General features: G+C 73.4%; 14 protein-coding genes. 9 read left to right on the top strand and 5 right to left on the bottom strand.

What is annotated here, in order from left to right; all coding sequences use genetic code 11:
• Nucleotides 1-56: 56 nt before the first annotated feature.
• Nucleotides 57-1,052: an aldo/keto reductase gene (locus JT723_RS26755; RefSeq protein WP_205047361.1), complete on the bottom strand. Its 996-nt coding sequence runs from the start codon at nt 1,050-1,052 to the stop codon at nt 57-59.
• 704 nt (nt 1,053-1,756) lie between these two features.
• Between JT723_RS26755 and JT723_RS26750 the strand changes: the two genes are divergently transcribed.
• Nucleotides 1,757-2,197, top strand: coding sequence for a helix-turn-helix domain-containing protein (locus JT723_RS26750; protein ID WP_251512991.1), 441 nt, complete (start codon nt 1,757-1,759; stop codon nt 2,195-2,197).
• A gap of 31 nt (nt 2,198-2,228) precedes the next feature.
• Here the strand turns inward: JT723_RS26750 and JT723_RS26745 are convergent, their stop codons facing one another.
• Nucleotides 2,229-2,909 carry a GDSL-type esterase/lipase family protein gene (locus tag JT723_RS26745; RefSeq protein ID WP_205047360.1) on the bottom strand — a complete coding sequence of 227 codons (681 nt, stop codon included), beginning with the start codon at nt 2,907-2,909 and terminating at the stop codon, nt 2,229-2,231.
• Between the two features lie 47 nt (nt 2,910-2,956).
• Between JT723_RS26745 and JT723_RS26740 the strand changes: the two genes are divergently transcribed.
• A complete protein-coding gene (locus tag JT723_RS26740) occupies nt 2,957-4,009 on the top strand; it encodes a PD40 domain-containing protein (protein ID WP_205047359.1) in 1,053 nt (350 codons plus the stop codon).
• A gap of 33 nt (nt 4,010-4,042) precedes the next feature.
• On the opposite strand, the gene serC is transcribed toward JT723_RS26740, so the two are convergent.
• Complete coding sequence (gene serC / locus JT723_RS26735; protein WP_205047358.1) at nt 4,043-5,161, bottom strand: phosphoserine transaminase; 1,119 nt, start codon at nt 5,159-5,161, stop codon at nt 4,043-4,045.
• 132 nt (nt 5,162-5,293) lie between these two features.
• Between serC and JT723_RS26730 the strand changes: the two genes are divergently transcribed.
• Nucleotides 5,294-8,254, top strand: coding sequence for an FAD-binding and (Fe-S)-binding domain-containing protein (locus tag JT723_RS26730; RefSeq protein ID WP_205047357.1), 2,961 nt, complete (start codon nt 5,294-5,296; stop codon nt 8,252-8,254).
• Nucleotides 8,255-8,462: 208 nt separating this feature from the next.
• Here JT723_RS26730 and JT723_RS26725 read toward each other — a convergent pair whose 3' ends face one another.
• Nucleotides 8,463-9,563: a citrate synthase 2 gene (locus JT723_RS26725; protein ID WP_205047356.1), complete on the bottom strand. Its 1,101-nt coding sequence runs from the start codon at nt 9,561-9,563 to the stop codon at nt 8,463-8,465.
• Nucleotides 9,564-9,788: 225 nt separating this feature from the next.
• On the opposite strand from JT723_RS26725, the gene pdxH reads away from it, so the two are divergent.
• Together pdxH and JT723_RS26715 are read left to right on the top strand one after the other, a co-directional pair.
• Nucleotides 9,789-10,451, top strand: a complete 663-nt coding sequence (gene pdxH / locus JT723_RS26720; RefSeq protein ID WP_205047394.1) for a pyridoxamine 5'-phosphate oxidase — start codon at nt 9,789-9,791, stop codon at nt 10,449-10,451.
• A 286-nt stretch (nt 10,452-10,737) separates the two neighbouring features.
• Nucleotides 10,738-12,171 carry a PAS domain-containing protein gene (locus JT723_RS26715; protein WP_372441385.1) on the top strand — a complete coding sequence of 478 codons (1,434 nt, stop codon included), beginning with the start codon at nt 10,738-10,740 and terminating at the stop codon, nt 12,169-12,171.
• A 118-nt stretch (nt 12,172-12,289) separates the two neighbouring features.
• On the opposite strand, the gene JT723_RS26710 is transcribed toward JT723_RS26715, so the two are convergent.
• On the bottom strand, nt 12,290-13,051 hold the full coding sequence (locus JT723_RS26710; protein ID WP_205047355.1) for an SIS domain-containing protein: 762 nt from the start codon (nt 13,049-13,051) through the stop codon (nt 12,290-12,292).
• A gap of 194 nt (nt 13,052-13,245) precedes the next feature.
• Here JT723_RS26710 and JT723_RS26705 point away from each other — a divergent pair, with 194 nt between their 5' ends.
• The 4 genes from JT723_RS26705 to JT723_RS26690 all read left to right on the top strand — a co-directional run bounded on the left by JT723_RS26705 (nt 13,246) and on the right by JT723_RS26690 (nt 16,588).
• Nucleotides 13,246-13,938 (top strand): iron-dependent transcriptional repressor DtxR, encoded by a 693-nt coding sequence (locus JT723_RS26705; RefSeq protein ID WP_205047354.1) that lies wholly within the window; start codon nt 13,246-13,248, stop codon nt 13,936-13,938.
• Nucleotides 13,939-14,343: 405 nt separating this feature from the next.
• Complete coding sequence (locus JT723_RS26700) at nt 14,344-15,288, top strand: alpha/beta fold hydrolase (protein ID WP_205047353.1); 945 nt, start codon at nt 14,344-14,346, stop codon at nt 15,286-15,288.
• A gap of 324 nt (nt 15,289-15,612) precedes the next feature.
• A complete protein-coding gene (locus tag JT723_RS26695) occupies nt 15,613-16,116 on the top strand; it encodes a hypothetical protein (protein WP_205047352.1) in 504 nt (167 codons plus the stop codon).
• Between the two features lie 205 nt (nt 16,117-16,321).
• On the top strand, nt 16,322-16,588 hold the full coding sequence (locus JT723_RS26690; RefSeq protein WP_205047351.1) for a WXG100 family type VII secretion target: 267 nt from the start codon (nt 16,322-16,324) through the stop codon (nt 16,586-16,588).
• The last annotated feature ends 50 nt before the right edge of the window (nt 16,589-16,638 follow it).

Below are 16,638 nucleotides of genomic sequence, written 5' to 3'. Positions count from 1 at the left end.
CCACTGACCCGCGGCGGCGCCACCCGTACGGCCGGCCGCAAGCTCCGGCGGAACCGCTACCAGGCGAAGGCCTCGGGGGAGGGGCCGGTGCCGGGGAAGATCTCCTCGAGCGAGGCCAGGAAGTCCGCCGACAGCTCCAGCTCCACCGCCCGCAGCGCGGAGTCCAGCTGTCCCGCGGTGCGCGGCCCGACGATCGGCCCGGTCACCGCGGGGCGGGTCAGCAGCCACGCGAGGCCGACGTCGCCCGGCTCCAGGCCGTGCTTGTCGCACAGGTCCTCGTAGGCCTCGATCTTGCCGCGCAGCACCGGGTCCGCCAGCGCGTCCGCCGCCCGCCCGCCGGCCGAGCGGCCCGCGCCGCCCTCGCGCTGCTTGCGCAGCACACCGCCCAGCAGCCCGCCGTTCAGCGGCGACCAGGGGATCACCCCGAGGCCGTACGCCTCCGCCGCCGGGACGACCTCCATCTCGGCCCGCCGCTCCACCAGGTTGTACAGGCACTGCTCCGACGTCAGGCCGAGCGAACCGCGGCGCCGCGCGGCCTCGTTGGCCTGCGCGATGTGCCAGCCGGCGAAGTTGCTCGACCCGGCGTAGAGGATCTTGCCCTGGGTGACCAGGACGTCGATGGCCTGCCAGATCTCGTCCCACGGCGTGGAGCGGTCGACGTGGTGGAACTGGTAGAGGTCGATGTAGTCGGTGCCCAGCCGCTTGAGGCTGCCCTCCACCGCCCGCCGGATGTTCAGCGCCGAGAGCTTGTCGTGGTTGGGCCAGGTCTCCCCGTCGGGGGCCATGTTGCCGTAGACCTTCGTGGCCAGCACGGTCCTGTCGCGCCGGCCGCCGCCCTTGGCGAACCAGCTCCCGACGATCTCCTCGGTGCGGCCCTTGTTCTCACCCCAGCCGTAGACGTTGGCAGTGTCGAAGAAGTTGACCCCGGCGGCGAGCGCCGCGTCCATGATCGCGTGGCTGTCCCCCTCGTCGGTCACCGGACCGAAGTTCATGGTGCCGAGCACCAGACGGCTGACCTTGAGACCCGTGCGTCCGAGCTGTGTGTACTCCATGGCCTCAAGCCAATCCCTTGGAGTGCGCTCGAATCAAGGGGCCATTGCGGCACCCGCGCACACCTTCCGAGGTCGGCGGAGCGGTTCCCTCCGGGGGCGGGCTCGGGGGCCTCGGGCGGGCTCGGCACATAGGGAAACCCCTACCCGTCGGCCCAGTGCCTGCCGGGCCGCGCGGGCGGTTCCGCACACTCATGCGTCGGCGCAGGTCGCCCCGCCGCGAGATCCGCGGCGGTGCGGCCGTACGCGCCCGCTGCCCCGCACCGCCCCCTGCACCGCAGCGGTGTCCCCCCATGCAGGAGGTGAAAAACCCCGCGTCCCATGTGCATACGAAGAGTCGTGACGCTCACGACGGCGGCACTGGCCTGTGTGTCCGCCGCCGCGTTAGGCCTCCCCGCTGCGGCCGCCGCGGCGCCCGCAGCGCAGGCCCGCGCGCTGCCCGCCGGCCAGGCCGCGTTCAGCGCCGCCCCGTTCACCACCGACCCGTCGCCCGCGGTCCGCGGCCGCGTCGCCGACCTCGCGCAGAAGGCGCTGGCGGCCCACGCCGGCGACATCTTCGGCACCATGGTCGAGTTCTACGCCGACAACCCGGTGGACACCCCGGACTACACCATGGGCGAGCTGATCAACATCAACGGCGACCGGCAGCCGCTGCGCTGGATGTACCAGTCAGCGAGGCCCGCGGCGACCTGCGCCCCGCGGCCGCCGTGCTGCAGGACGCCGAGGCCCGCTTCCGCGCCGCCGGCTACCCGCTTGAGGAGGCCCGCACCGCCCTGGCCCTGGGCCGGGTCCTGCGCCGCCTCGGCGACGAGAACGCCTCGCGGGCCGCCTTCGCCGAGAGCCTGCGGATCTTCACCAAGGCCGGCGCCAGGGCCTGGATCGCGGTCGTCCGGGCGGAACGCGACGGCGCCGACGCCTGCCGTGCCCCGCTGCCCGACGAGACCGGCGCCTGGTCCGAGCAGCTGACCTCCACCGAGCGCAGCGTCGTCGCCCGCGTCGCCCAGGGCGCCACCAACCGCGAGATCGCCGCGGGCATGGTGCTCAGCGTCAAGACCGTCGAGGCCGCCCTGACCCGCGCCTACCGCAAACTCGGCGCGAAGTCCCGCGTCGACATCACCCGCATCGTGATGGCCCGCCCCACCGTCTAGACCCGGGCCGGGCAGGGCGCGTCAGGACTGGTCAGGACTCGGCGTAGGGCGCCCCGAGGCCCCAGGCCTGGTACATCGCGTCGGCGAAGGCCGCGGCCAGCTTGTGCTCGCCCGACGCGTTGGGATGCGTGCCGTCGTAGGTGTCGAGCAGGATGTCGTAGTCCTGCGGCCGGGACGCCAGCAGCAGCGGCGAGGCGGGCGTGTCCAGGTCGGCGACCGCCTTGGCCAGCAGCGTGTTCAGCTCGGCGCACTGGTCGGCGAAGCCCGGGTCGAGGTCGGCGCGGGTGTTGGGGATGACCGGCAGCAGCACCATCCGCACGCGGGGCGCCGCACCGCGGGCCGCGGTGATGAAGTGCTCCACATTGGCCGCGGTCTGCCCGGCGTCGGTGTAGAAGCCGAGGTCGATCAGGCCGAGCGATATCAGCAGCACGTCAGGCCGGTGCTCGCGGACCACGTCGCCGATTACCGGCGCCAGGTGCAGCCAGCCCTCGCCCCAGCCCGCCAGATGGCGTCTGGCGCGCGGGGGGAAGGCCGGGTCGGCGTAGTCGGCGGAGACCGCCGCGTCCGCGGCCCGGTCGTACAGCCCGTCCCGCGGGCCGACCACGGAGAAGGGCTCGCCCAGCCCGCACAGGTGCTGCCACATGCGGTAGCGCCAGGTGTAGTCGCCGGCGGCGCCAACGGTCATCGAGTCGCCGACGAAGAGGTAACGCATGCCGGGCATCATCCCCGACCGCCCGCCGACCAGGGACACTGGGGTTCATGCGCGCGTACACCCCGACGGCCGCGGCCTGCGCCGCCCTCGTCCTGGCCTGCGCCTTCGCGGTGCCCGCCGCCGCGGACTCCGGGCCGTCCACCGCCTTCACCATCACCGACCCCCGCATCACCGAGTCCAGCGGCCTCGCGGCCAGCCACCTGCACCCGGGGATCTACTGGACGCACAACGACAGCGACGACGGCCCGTACGTCTACGCGGTCGACTCGGCCACCGGCAAGACCGTGGCGCGGGTGACGATGCGCGGCATCCACCCGCGGGACGTGGAGGCCGTCTCGATCGGCCCTGACGGCGACCTCTACGTCGGCGACATCGGCGACAACCTCGGCGGTGCCTGGTCCGAGGTGTGGATCTACCGCTTCCACGAGCCCGCGAAGCTGCGCGACCAGACCGTCGACGCCACCCGCTTCACCGTCCGCTACGCCGCGGGCCCGCGCAATGCCGAAGCGCTGATGGTGCAGCCGCAGACCGGCCGGGTCTACATCGCCAGCAAGAACGAGGACGGCGGCGGCCTCTACCGCGGCCCCGCCAAGCTCAGCGCGCACGGCGTCAACGTCTTCCGCAAGATCGCCGACGTGCCCTGGGTGACCGACGGGGCCTTCTCGCCCGACGGCAGCCGGCTGGTGCTGCGCGGCTACTTCTGGGCGGCCGAGTACCGCTGGAGCGGCGGCCTCCCGCACAAGCTCACCGACCTCGGCGTCCCCATGCAGCCGCAGGGCGAGGGGGTGACCTTCACGCCCGACGGCAGGGCGCTGATGTACAGCAGCGAGGGCCGCAACAGCCAGGTGTGGCGGGCGCCGCTGTCCGCGGACGAACTGCCCGACAGTGTGCCGACGGCCCCTTCCGACGCCGCCAAGGGCGCGGGCAGCACGCAGGGCAGCAGGGGAACCGCCGCTCAGGAGTCCTCGACGGGCGGCACCGGCAGCGGCGGAAACAGCAGCGGCCTCGGCGGCGACAGGGTGCTGGGCTTCGGGGTGCTGGCCCTCGCGGGGGCGCTGGGCCTTGGCCTGCGCCGGGCGATGCGCCGCCGCCGGGCATGAACCCGGCGGCGGCGCCCTGCCGGCGTCAACGGGTCAGAGCTGACCGATGACGTAGTCGATGCAGGCGGTCAGCGCCTCGACGTCCGACGGCTCGACGGCCGGGAACATCGCCACCCGCAGCTGGTTGCGGCCCAGCTTGCGGTAGGGCTCGGTGTCCACGATGCCGTTGGCCCGCAGAGCCTTGGCCACCGCGGTGGCGTCGATGCCGTCCTCGAAGTCGATGGTGCCGACGACCTGGGAGCGCTGCGAGGGGTCCGTCACGAACGGCGTAGCGTACGAGGCCTTCTCCGCCCAGCCGTACAGCCGCGACGACGAGTCGGCGGTGCGCTCGGTCGCCCAGCTCAGGCCGCCCTGCCCGTTGATCCACTCCAGCTGCTCCTTGAGCAGGAAGAGCGTGGCCAGCGCGGGCGTGTTGTACGTCTGGTTCTTCTGCGAGTTGTCGATCGCCGTCGGCAGGTCGAAGAACGCCGGGATGTGCCTGCCGGACGCGGCGATCGTGGCGGCGCGCTCCAGGGCAGCGGGCGAGAACACGGCGATCCACAGGCCGCCGTCGGCCGCGAAGGACTTCTGCGGCGCGAAGTAGTAGACGTCGGTCTCGGCGATGTCGACGGGCAGGCCGCCGGCGCCCGAGGTGGCGTCCACGACGACCAGGGCGCCCGCGTCGGCGCCGGCGACCCGGCGGATCGGGGCGGCGACACCGGTCGAGGTCTCATTGTGCGTCAGGGCGTAGACGTCCACGCCGGCTTCCGCGACCGGCTCGGGGTGGGTGCCGGGCTCGGACTTGACGATCGTCGGGTCGTCCAGCCACGGGGCCTGCTGCGCGGCCTTCGCGAACTTGGACGAGAACTCACCGAACGACAGGTGCTGCGACTTGGTGCCGATCAGGCCGTGGGTGGCGACGTCCCAGAAGGCGGTGGACCCGCCGTTGCCGAGGACCACCTCGTAGCCGTCGGGCAGCGAGAAGAGCTGCTTGACGCCGTCACGCACCTGCCCCACCAGGTTCTTGACCGGCGCCTGCCGGTGGGAGGTGCCGAGCAGGGACGTCCCGGTGGCGGCCAGCGCGTCGAGCGCCTGCGTCCGGACCTTGGAGGGACCCGACCCGAATCGACCGTCGGCGGGCTTGATGTCAGCGGGAATCTGGATATCGGCCACGAGCGCAGCGTAGCCCGTTACGGGGCGGTTTCCGCGGGCGTTCCATCCGGTGAGACGGCCTGTCGGCGCGGCTTTCGACCGGACGCGCCGGGCGGCGGCGGGCACGGGGGCGGGTCGTGCAAGGTGAGGGGTATGACGGGTGGCCGGGTCGACGAGGTGGAGCAGTCGCTGCGCGCGGTCGTGCGCGGGGAGGTGGAGTGGGGCGCGGGCGCGCGGGCGCTGGTGACGATGGACGCGTCCAACTACCGCAGGGTGCCCAGGGGAGTGGTGGCGCCGGCGGACGCGGCGGACGTGGCAGCCGCACTCGCGGTGTGCCGGGAACACGGTGTGCCGGTGACGGCCCGCGGCGGCGGGACGTCGATCGCCGGGCAGGCCATCGGCACCGGCGTGGTGCTGGACTTCACCCGGCACATGAACCGGCTGCTGGAGATCGACCCGGCGGCGCGGACCGCCCGGGTCCAGCCCGGCCTGGTGCTCGACGACCTGCGGCGGGCCGCCGCCGCGCACGGCCTGACCTTCGGCCCCGACCCCTCCACGCACAGCCGCTGCACCCTGGGCGGCATGATCGGCAACAACGCGTGCGGCTCGCATTCGGTGGCCTGGGGCACCACCGCCGACAACGTGCGCGCGCTCGACGTCCTGACCTACCGGGGCGAGGCCGTGCGGCTGGCGGGCGCCGAGCGGGACTGCGCCCTGCCCGGCCGGCTGCGGGAGGGGATCGCCCGGCTGGCGGACGGCAATCTGGCGCTGCTGCGCACCGGTTTCCCGCAACTGCCGCGCCGCATCTCCGGATACGCCCTCGACCGGCTGCTGCCCGAGCACGGCAGGGACGTGGTGCGCGCCTTCACCGGCAGCGAAGGGACGCTCGGGGTGCTCACCGAGGCGACCGTGGCGCTGGTGCCCGCGCCGGCCGCGCGGGCGCTCGCGGTGCTCGGCTACGCCGATGAGAGCGCGGCGGCGCAGGCCGCCCACCTGCTGCTGCCGTTGCGTCCGCTGACGGTCGAGGGGATGGCCGCCGACCTGGTGGGCGAGGCCGCGGCCCGCGAACTGCCGCGCGGCGGCGCCTGGCTCTTCGTGGAGACCGGCGGCGACTCCCCCGCGCAGGCCCAGGCGCTCGCGCGGGAGGTCTGCCGGGCGGCCGACGGCGTGACCGGTCACGCCGTCGTCGCCGACCCCGCGCGGCAGCGCGCCCTGTGGCGGATCCGGGAGGACGCCGCCGGAACCGCCACCCGCATGCCCGACGGCACCGAGGCATGGCCGGGTTGGGAAGACTGCGCCGTTCCCCCCGCCCGGCTGGGCGCCTACCTGCGGGACTTCCGGGCACTGATGGCCGACCACGGGCTGCGCGGGGCGCCCTACGGCCACTTCGGCGACGGGTGTGTGCATGTCCGGATCGACTTCGACCTGGTCGGTCCGGCCGGCGTCGCACGCTTCCGCCGCTTCTCCGAGGCCGCCGCCGACCTGGTGGTGTCGCACGGCGGCTCGCTCTCCGGCGAGCACGGCGACGGGCGGGCGCGCGCCGAACTGCTGCCGAAGATGTACGGCCCGGAGGTGATCGCACTCTTTTCAGATTTCAAGGATCTCTGGGACCCGGACGGCGGGATGAACCCGGGAACGCTTGTTCGTCCCGACTCCATTGATAGCAACCTCCGCTTCGCGGCGCTGCCGGCTTCCGGCTCGCGAGCCGTCGATGTGGAATTCACCTATCCGGGTGATGGCGGTGATTTCGTTGCCGCCGTCCGACGGTGCGTCGGAGTGGCCAAATGTCGCTCCTCCGCGGCCGTGAAAACCGGCGGGTCCGATGTCATGTGCCCGTCCTTCCGGGTCACCGGCGAGGAGCGGCACTCCACCCGCGGCCGGGCCAGACTGCTGCACGAGATGCTGGCGGGAGAGGTCGTCACGGACGGCTGGAGGTCCCAGGAGGTCAAGGGGGCACTGGATCTGTGCCTGTCCTGCAAGGGGTGCAGGTCGGACTGCCCGGTGGAGGTGGACATGGCGACGTACAAGGCGGAATTCCTCCACCAGCACTATCGGGGGCGGCTGCGGCCGCGTTCCCACTACGCGATGGGCTGGATTCCGGTGTGGCTGAAAATCGCCGCCCGATTCGCCCGGCCGGTCAATTTCCTTGGCAGGCTACGGTCAACCGCATGGCTGCTGAAACGTATCGCCGGGGTCGCGGAAGAGCGCGACATGCCCGAACTGGCGCCCGAGACATTCACTCGATGGTGGCATACCGGCGACACGAACGAGGGACGGCCGGAGGCGGCGGGCGGCCCGGCGCCCGGCCCGGCCGACGGGCCGTCAGGCGGCCCTGCAAGCGGCGCCCGCACGGTCGTGCTGTGGCCCGACACCTTCACCGACCACCTCTCGCCCGAGGTCGGCAAGGCCGCGGTGCGGGTGCTGCGGGCCGCAGGACTGCACGTCACCGTCCCGCCCGCCGCCGTCTGCTGCGGTCTGACCTGGGTGTCCACCGGCCAACTCGACCGCGCCCGCACCGTGATGCGGCGCACCCTGGACCGGCTGGCGCCGGCCCTCGACGCGGGCCTGCCGATGGTCGTGCTCGAACCGAGCTGCGCCGCCGCCCTGCGCTCCGACCTGCCCGAACTCATCGGCACCCGTGACCCGCGGGCCGCGCGGCTGGCCGCTTCCGTGCGGACCTTCGCCGAGGCGCTGGAGGAGTACGCGCCCGGCTGGCAGCCGCCGCGCCTGGACCGTAAGGCAGTCGGCCAGACGCACTGCCACCAGCACGCGGTGCTCGGCGACGCCGCCGACCGCCGGCTGCGCGAACGCGCGGGCCTGACCGGCGAGCTGACCGGCGGCTGCTGCGGGCTGGCCGGCAACTTCGGCTTCGAGGCGGGCCACTACGAGGTGTCGGCAGCCTGCGCGGAGGAGGCGCTGCTCCCGGCGCTGCGCGCGGCAGCGCCCGGCGCGGCGGTGCTGGCCGACGGATTCTCCTGCCGCACGCAGATCGCCCAGCTCGCCGACGGCACGACGGCCCGCCACCTCGCCGAAGTCCTCGCCGAAGCACTGCCAGGTCCGGCGCCCGATGTAACGCCCGCGCGGCCTACCGGCCCCGCTCGGCCGACCGCGTAAAGCTGCCTCGCGCGCGCCGTGATGGATCGGGGCGGGCAGGCCGCGCGGACCCGTGCCGTGCCGCCGTCAGGACATGGCCGTCGTGGCTCCGCCGGCCGACCGCGTCAGGCCGCCTCGCGCGCGCCGCGGCCGGCCGGTCCCGCCGGGCCGACCGCGTGAAGCGGCTTCGCGCGCCGGTTGCGGGTCGGCGCGCGTCGGGGAGCCGGGGTCAGGACAGGGTGGTCGGGTCGCCCTCGATTTCGTGGAGGCTGCGGGGGCCGGGGCCGATGTAGCGGGCCGAGGGGCGGACCAGGCGGCCGGTGCGCTTCTGCTCCAGGATGTGGGCCGACCAGCCGGCCGTACGGGCGCAGGTGAACATCGACGTGAACATGTGCGCGGGCACCTCGGCGAAGTCCAGCATGATCGCCGCCCAGAACTCGACGTTCGTGGCCAGGACCCGGTCAGGGCGCCGCTCGTGCAGCTCGGCGAGGGCCGCCTTCTCCAGCGCCTCGGCCACCTCGAAGCGGGGGGCGCCCAGTTCGCGGGCGGTGCGGCGCAGGACGCGGGCGCGCGGGTCCTCGGCGCGGTAGACGCGGTGCCCGAAGCCCATCAGGCGCTCGCCCTTGTCGAGCGCGGACTTCACATAGCCCTCGGCGTCGCCCGTGCGCTCGATCTCCTCGATCATGCCGAGGACGCGGGAGGGGGCGCCGCCGTGCAGCGGCCCCGACATGGCGCCGACCGCGCCGGACAAGGCGGCGGCCACATCCGCGCCGGTGGAGGCGATGACGCGGGCGGTGAAGGTGGAGGCGTTCATGCCGTGCTCGGCTGCCGACGTCCAGTACGCGTCCACGGCGGCGACATGCCGCGGGTCCGGCTCGCCGCGCCAGCGGATCATGAAGCGCTCGGTGATGGACTGCGCCTTGTCGATCTCCCGCTGCGGCACCATCGGCCTGCCCTGTCCGCGCGCGGACTGGGCGACGTACGACAGCGCCATGACGGCGGCGCGCGCGAGGTCGTCGCGGGCTTCCTCGGCGTCGATGTCGAGCAGCGGGCGCAGGCCCCACACCGGCGCGAGCATGGCCAGTGCGGACTGCACGTCCACCCGGATGTCACCGGAGTGCACGGGGATGGGGAAGGGCTCGGCGGGCGGCAGCCCCGGGTCGAACCGCCCGTCGACCAGCAGGCCCCACACGTTGCCGAAGCTCACATGCCCGACCAGTTCCTCGATGTCGACGCCCCGGTAGCGCAGCGACCCGCCTTCCCTGTCGGGTTCTGCGATCTCCGTCTCGAAGGCGACGACTCCTTCGAGCCCGGGTACGAAGTCGGACATGCGGCGGCTCCTCTAGATGCGGTCGATGCGCGCGGCGGCACTCCGGTCATGCCCCGTCACCGGAGTGCGCACCCTGCTCCATTCGGACCAGCCATTCTCGCGGCATGTGGACATGTCAGAAAGCGCGGGATGCCCGTGAGATGCCGCACACCGCCCGTGCGACGCCCGCACACCGGCCCCCGCGGGCACTGCAAGGATGGGCGGGTGCGAGAACCACACGACGACATGCAGAGCCGGTCCGACCCGGCCGCCATGCGCAAGCGCTACCGGACGACGGGCATCAGCGAGGACGACCTGGCGGCCGAGCCGTACGCGCAGTTCGCGCGCTGGTTCGCCGACGCCGTGGCCGCGACCGAGGCGGGCATCATGGCCGAGCCGAACGCCATGGTGCTGTCCACCGCGGACGCCGAGGGCCTGCCCAGCTCGCGGACCGTCCTGCTCAAGGGTTACGACAAGCGCGGGTTCGTCTTCTTCACCAACTACGGGTCCCGCAAGGGCCGCGCCTTGGCCGCCAACCCGCGGGCCTCGCTGCTCTTCCCCTGGCACGCGATCGCCCGCCAGGTCATCGTCGGCGGCCCCGTCACCAAGGTCTCGCCCGAGGAGACCGCCGCGTACTTCCGCAGCCGACCGCACGGCTCGCAGATCGGCGCATGGGCGAGCGAGCAGTCCAGCGTGGTCGACTCGCGGGCGCTGATCGAGAAGCGGTACGCGGAGCTGGCCGCGCGCTGGCCCGAGGGCACCGAGGTGCCTGTACCGCCCTTCTGGGGCGGCTTCCGGGTCGACGCGGCGAGCGTCGAATTCTGGCAGGGCCGTGAGAACCGGCTGCACGACCGGCTGCGGTACGTACGCGAGGCGGGCGGCTGGTCGGTGGAGCGGCTGGAGCCGTGAAAACGAACGACCCGCGGGCTGCTCCCCGGAGCCTTGCGGCTCCGAGCACCGGCCGGACAAGTCCGACGAGCCCGCGGGTCGGGTGAACTGCGTGGGATTGGCGCGCATCGCGCACGCCCAGTGCGCGGAGCTAGCCCGCAGCCACCTCACGTGTCCGACTGCAACTCATGCTTCAGACCACCTCCCTTCGTGTGTGCCGCAACATTAAGAACCCGACCTGGAGCAGCACAACTGATTTATGTAAAAAGCGTGTGACGCAGCCCACACGAGGGTTGAATGTTGTGACGTGCAGCCTTTCGATGCGCAACCCAAACCGCTGGGCGACGGCAGCGGTGACGACGACAGCGGCAGCTCAGCGGGGGTTCCGGCCCCGGCGGGCGCCGAGGGGCACGAGGGCGACGAGCAGCTGCTCGCGGCATTGCTCGACGGCATGGAGGCGGGCCTGTGCGCCTTCGACCGCGCCGGGGTGATCACGCACTGGAACGCCGAGGCGGCCAGGATCCTCGGCTGGAGCGCGGGCGACGCGGTGGGGCGGCGCGGCTTCGCCGGGTGGGCGGCCCGCGCCTCCGACGCGGCAGAGGTGGAGGAGCGGCTGCTCGGGGCGATGGATTCCCCCGGCCGCCATGTGCACGAGTTCGCCCTGCTGACCAAGGACGGGCGTCGGGTGCTGGTGCGTACCCAGTCGGCGGCCGTGCAGGGCGCCGACGGGCGGCCCGCGGGGGTCTACTGCGCCTTCTCCGAGGTGCATGTGCAGATCGACCTGGAGCGGTCCATCGCGCTCAGCGAGGCGCTGTTCACCGACGCGTCGTGGGGCGTGGTCCTGATAGACGCCGACCTGCGGCCCGCCGTGGTCAACGCGCGGGCCGCCCGTATGCTCCAGACCGGCAGGGACGAGGTGCTGGGGCGCCCGCTGGGCGACCTGCTCACCCTCGGCGTGGAGGAGCTGGAGAACGCCCTGCAGCATGTCCTCGCCGAGGGGGCGCCGCCCGCCACCGCCGACCTGTGGCTGGCGCTGAGCGCCGACCCGGAGCACCGGCGGCGCTGCTGGCGCAGCGGATTCGTCCGGCTCGGCTCACCGCTGGGCGAGGAGCCGGTGCCGCTGGGCGTGGGCTGGCTGTTCATCGACATCACCCGGCAGAAGGCGACCGAGACCGACGCGGCACAGGTCAGATTCCGCTACCAGCAGCTCCACCGCGCCGACCGGGCGGCAGCCGAGTGCGGCACCGCCCTGGAGGCCGCCGCACTGCAGCTGGACTTCGCCCTGGCCGGGTTCGCCGACCATGCGCTGCTCGACCTCGCGGACGACGCCGAGCGCCTGATCCGGATCGCGGCCACCCCCACGGGTGAGCCCGGTCCCTGCGAGCTGACGCCGGGAGCTGCGGAAAGCGGCATCCCGGTGGGTTACCCGCCCGCGCACCCCGCCCTCCAGGCGCTGGAGCGGATCGGCACCGTACGGACGAGTTTCGGACCGCAACCCGCGGGAGAAGACAGCGGCGGCACCAGGGCCGACGAATGGGCGGCTGCCAGGCGCTGGCCGCCGGGAACGGTGCACGGGCTGGTCGCGGTGCTGCGCAGCCGCGGCCGTACGGTCGGGGCGCTCACCTTCCTGCGCGGCCCGGGCCGCCGGCTCTTCGACCGCGCCGACGCGGCCTACGCCGAGGACGTGGCCGCGCGGGTCGCCGCGGCGCTCGACCTGGCGGGGCTCGCGGGGGAGCGCTGACCCGCGGCGCGGGGCGCCGGGACCCTGCGGCCAGGCTGGCCGGCGGCCCCTGCAGCCTCAGTGGCGGACTGGTCGCGAACCCCGCGCTGCGCGCCGGGCCGCCGCGGCCCCCGCGGGCTCAGTGGCGGAAGAAGATCCGGTCCCGGTACTGCTCGAAGATCTGCGCGTTCCACTCGTGGCCGCCGTCCACGTTGCCCGAGCGCAGCATGGGCGGGGTGACGCCGCGAGCGGCGAGGTCGGTGGCCGCGGTGGCGACGACCACCTGCATCAGGGCGCTGGTGACGACGGTGGAGGCCGGAGCGAACGGCGCGGGAATGGCGTCGTCGGACAGCACCGCGTCGCCGACCGCGATCTTGGAGTCCAGCACGATGTGGCAGTGGTCCTTGAGGAAGGTGCCCGACACGTGCCGCGAGCTGGTCTGCTCGGCGTAGGCGACGGACGTCACGCCGATGACGGTCAGGCCGAGCGCGCGGGCGTTCTGCGCCATCTCCACCGGCAGGGCGTTGCGGCCGGACAGCGAGATCACGAACAGCACGTCGCCGCGCCGGACCGGGCTGGTGGCCAGCACGACGCCAGCCAGGCCGTCCACCTGCTCCAGGGCGCTGCCCAAGGTGGCGGGCATCACGTCGACGCCGACGACGCCGGGCACGGCCAGCAGGTTCATCAGGGCCAGGCCGCCGGCCCGGTAGACCACGTCCTGGGCGGGCAGCGAGGAGTGCCCCGCACCGAAGACGAAGATCCGGCCGCCGTCCGCGACGGCGTCGGCGACGGCGGTCGCGGCGGCGCCGATCGCGTCCGACTCCTCGTCCCGCACCCGGCGCAGGAGGCCGATAGCAGCTTCGAAATACCGGTCGGCCAGGTCCTCGCGGGGCTCAGTCATGCGGATCACCGTGGGGCCGACGCGCAGCCGGTGTCAAGAATCGGGTGCGCGCGGGCCGGGCGGGCCGCGCGAACGCCCCCGCGGGGCGCTTTCCTGCGGTCCGCGGGGAGGGCGGGCGCTCGCGGCGGGGCCGGTTGTCGGTGGCATGCGTCAGAATTGGTTCAGGGCCACGCACGAATGAACGAGGGGCGCGCATGTCCGGACTGATCGACACGACGGAGATGTATCTCCGCACCATCCTGGAACTGGAGGAGGAGGGTGTGGTCCCCATGCGCGCCCGAATCGCCGAGCGGCTCGACCAGAGCGGCCCGACGGTCTCCCAGACGGTGGCGCGGATGGAGCGGGACGGGCTGCTGCACGTGGCCGGTGACCGCCATCTGGAACTGACCGAGGAAGGCCGCCGCACCGCGACCCGCGTGATGCGCAAGCACCGCATCGCCGAGTGCCTGCTGGTCGACGTCATCGGCCTGGAGTGGGAGCAGGTGCACGCCGAGGCCTGCCGCTGGGAGCACGTGATGAGCGAGGCCGTGGAGCGGCGGGTGCTCGAACTGCTGCGGCATCCCACCGAGTCGCCGTACGGCAACCCGATCCCGGGCCTTGAGGAGCTGGGCGAGAAGGGCGAGGCCGACCCCTTCCTGGAGGACGGCATGGTCAGCCTGAACGACCTGCGGCCCGGTACGGCCGCGGCCAGTGTGGTCGTCCGCAGGATCGGCGAGCCGATCCAGACCGACGCGCAGGTGATGTACACGCTGCGGCGGGCCGGTGTGCAGCCGGGTGCCGTGGTCAGCGTCACGACCGCGCCCGGCGGTGTGCTGGTCGGCAGCGGCGGCGAGGCCGCCGAGCTCGACGCCGACGTCGCCTCGCACGTCTTCGTCGCCAGGCGGTAGCTCCAGGCGGCAGGCGGCAGGCGGCAGGCGGTAGGCGGTACGAGGTACGAGGTACGCAGAGCAAAGACGTACGGGATACGCAGAGGAGAGGGGCCGCCCCGGCGCCGTGACGACGGCGCCGGGGCGGCCTTTCCCTCCCTCGTCCCTCCCCATGGGGACCCCCACGGAGGAGCCGGGACCCCGAGCTTCCCAGTGCCTCCCCGCGACCCGCTTCCCCTTCGTGCCGCGCCCCGCTGAAGATCTCCCCTCGGCCCGGTCCGTCAATCCTTGAGCGTTGTCACTCGAACGAGCGGTGTTGGGCGCGTGAGCCCCTTGTTCGAATAAAAGTTCGATAGCGTGGTTTCTGGAAGGCCCAAGGAGCCAGATCGAGGACGGACGACGACCGGAAGGAAGGGGGTGCGGCACATGAAGCAGCACGTGGACCAGCACACGACCCTGCGCTTCGAGGTGACGGGAGCGGGCGGCACGCGCCTCGCGGCCTGGGACTACGCGGCGGCGGCCACCGTCGCCCGCACCGCCGCCGAGCCGGTGGCAGAACCCGGGGGCGGCGCCGGTCCCGCCGACCGCCCCGGCGTCCTGCTGCTGCACGGACTGCTCGGCCGGGCCTCGCACTGGGCGGCGACCGCCCGGCGGCTGGCACCGCGCTACCGCGCGGTCGCGCTCGACCAGCGCGGGCACGGGCACAGCGAGCGGCCCGAGGGTCCCTATTCGACCGAGGCGTATCTCGCGGACGCCGTCGCCGCCGTCGAGCAGCTCGGCCTGGCCCCGGTCACCGTGGTCGGCCACTCCACGGGCGCGCTCACCGCATGGCAGCTCGCGGCGCACCGGCCCGACCTGGTCGCCGCGGTCGTCATCTGCGACATGCGGGCCGTCGCGCTGGGAGAGGCGGGCCAGCGCGAGTGGGAGGACTGGACGCGGTCCTGGCCGCTGCCCTTCGCCACGCTCGGGGACGCCCGCCGCTGGTTCGGTGAGCAGGACCCGTGGGCCGACCCGCCGGACCCGGTGCGGGGCGACTTCTTCGCCGAGGTCATGGTGGAGGACGAGGACGGATGGCGCCCGCAGTACGCCCCGCGTCATCTGCTGCGCTCCCGCGACCACTGGATACGGGACGCGCACTGGGACGAGCTGGCCGCCGTGGGCTGCCCCGCCCTGGTGGTGCGCGGGCTGGACGGGGAGCTGGGCCGCGCGGAGGCCCAGGAGATGGTCCGGGTGCTGCCCCGCGGCCGGTACGCCGAGATCCCCGACGCCGGCCACCTCGTCCCGTGGGACCAGCCGGACGCGTGGGGCGACACGTTGGAGCGGTTCCTGCGGGAGGTGGCCCGCGAGCCGCAGCACGCGACCCCGGCATGACGCCCGGCGAGGGTACGGCGGCACCCGGCGGGCGGGGGTGGGCGGCACAAGCGGAGGGGCGCGGATGCGGGGGCCCGCGGCGCCTGGCGGGGGCGGTGCGGAGGGTGCGGAATCGGGGTGAGGGTGCTGTGAGGGGTCGGTGATAAATGGCGGCGCCGAGGGGGATCGCGGGGGTGCGGCAGTCCGGGCCTGCCGGGGGCGTCGGGGCTGCGTGGACGGTACGCGGCGGGTCGCGGCCGGCAGGGCGGGCGGGCGCGCACACACTGTCCTGGCCTGCTGGTAGCTTGCCGTCGCTGGATTCGTATCGCGTCATGGGGGAGCACAGTGCGTCCGACGTTCACAAGATCGGGAATCGCCGCGGTGGCGGTCGCCGCCGTGCTGGCGCTGAGCAGTTGCAGCAGCGGCGACAACGACGGGGAGAAGAAGCCGACGGCCACCAGCAGCGCGAGCGCGACGGGCGGGCAGCCGACGCCGTCCGGGTCCACCTCCGCGGTGCAGGAGCCGACGGCCACGGCCACGACGCCGGTGGAGTCGGCGGGGAGCGGCGACGCGACGCAGACCGTGGAAGGCGTGTGGCTCGCGACGCAGGACACCACGAAGGTGCAGCTGGTCCTCGGCAAGGGCAAGGCGGCCCTGACGAGTACGCATCTGTGCGGCGGGGGATACACCGACCGGGACGGCATCGCGCTGACACTGACCTGTATGGACGGCGACACCGAGCGCACCACCGGGCACGGGGTGCTCGCCGCCGACGGCAAGACGCTCACCGTGCAGTGGACCGGCGGCACGACCGACGTCTTCTCGCGCACCGGGCTGCCCAGCAGCTGACGCCCCGTCGGGCGACCCGGCGCGGAGGCGGGAAGGCAGGCGGGAAGCCGGAGTTGTGCGTCCCGGTCGTGTCATTGCCGCGCTACAGGTGTGTAGCGGTGGCGGGGCTTCCGAAGCTACTACTGCATTCGTGGCCCTGTTGCGCTAGCGTCCCTCGGGCGGGCCGAAGACCCGCGGAAGTCCTGAGAATACGGGGAGGCTAGATATGTCCATCCACGGCGCTGATATTCAGCAACTGCGGGACCTGTCAACGAAGTTCAACACGGAGGCGGGCAACCTCGGCACGCTGATCGGGCACCTGCAGAGCGCGACGAGCAGCAGCGACAGCTACTGGAAGGGTCCGGCCGCGGAGCGCTTCCGCAGCGAATGGGCACAGCTGAAGCCCACCTTCGACAAGTTCGTCGCCACGCTCCACGACGCCCAGAAGTCCGCCAGCACCAACGCGGACAACATCGAGGCTGCCACCCGCTGAGCGCGCGAGCGCTCGCGGCCGCGTATCCGCACCGAAGGCGCGATACGCAG

The organism is Actinacidiphila bryophytorum (assembly GCF_016916835.1).
GTDB classification, from domain to species: Bacteria; Actinomycetota; Actinomycetes; order Streptomycetales; family Streptomycetaceae; genus Actinacidiphila; species Actinacidiphila bryophytorum.
Note: the sequence above shows the minus strand (reverse complement) of the source record. Positions and strands in the feature narration are given on the sequence as shown.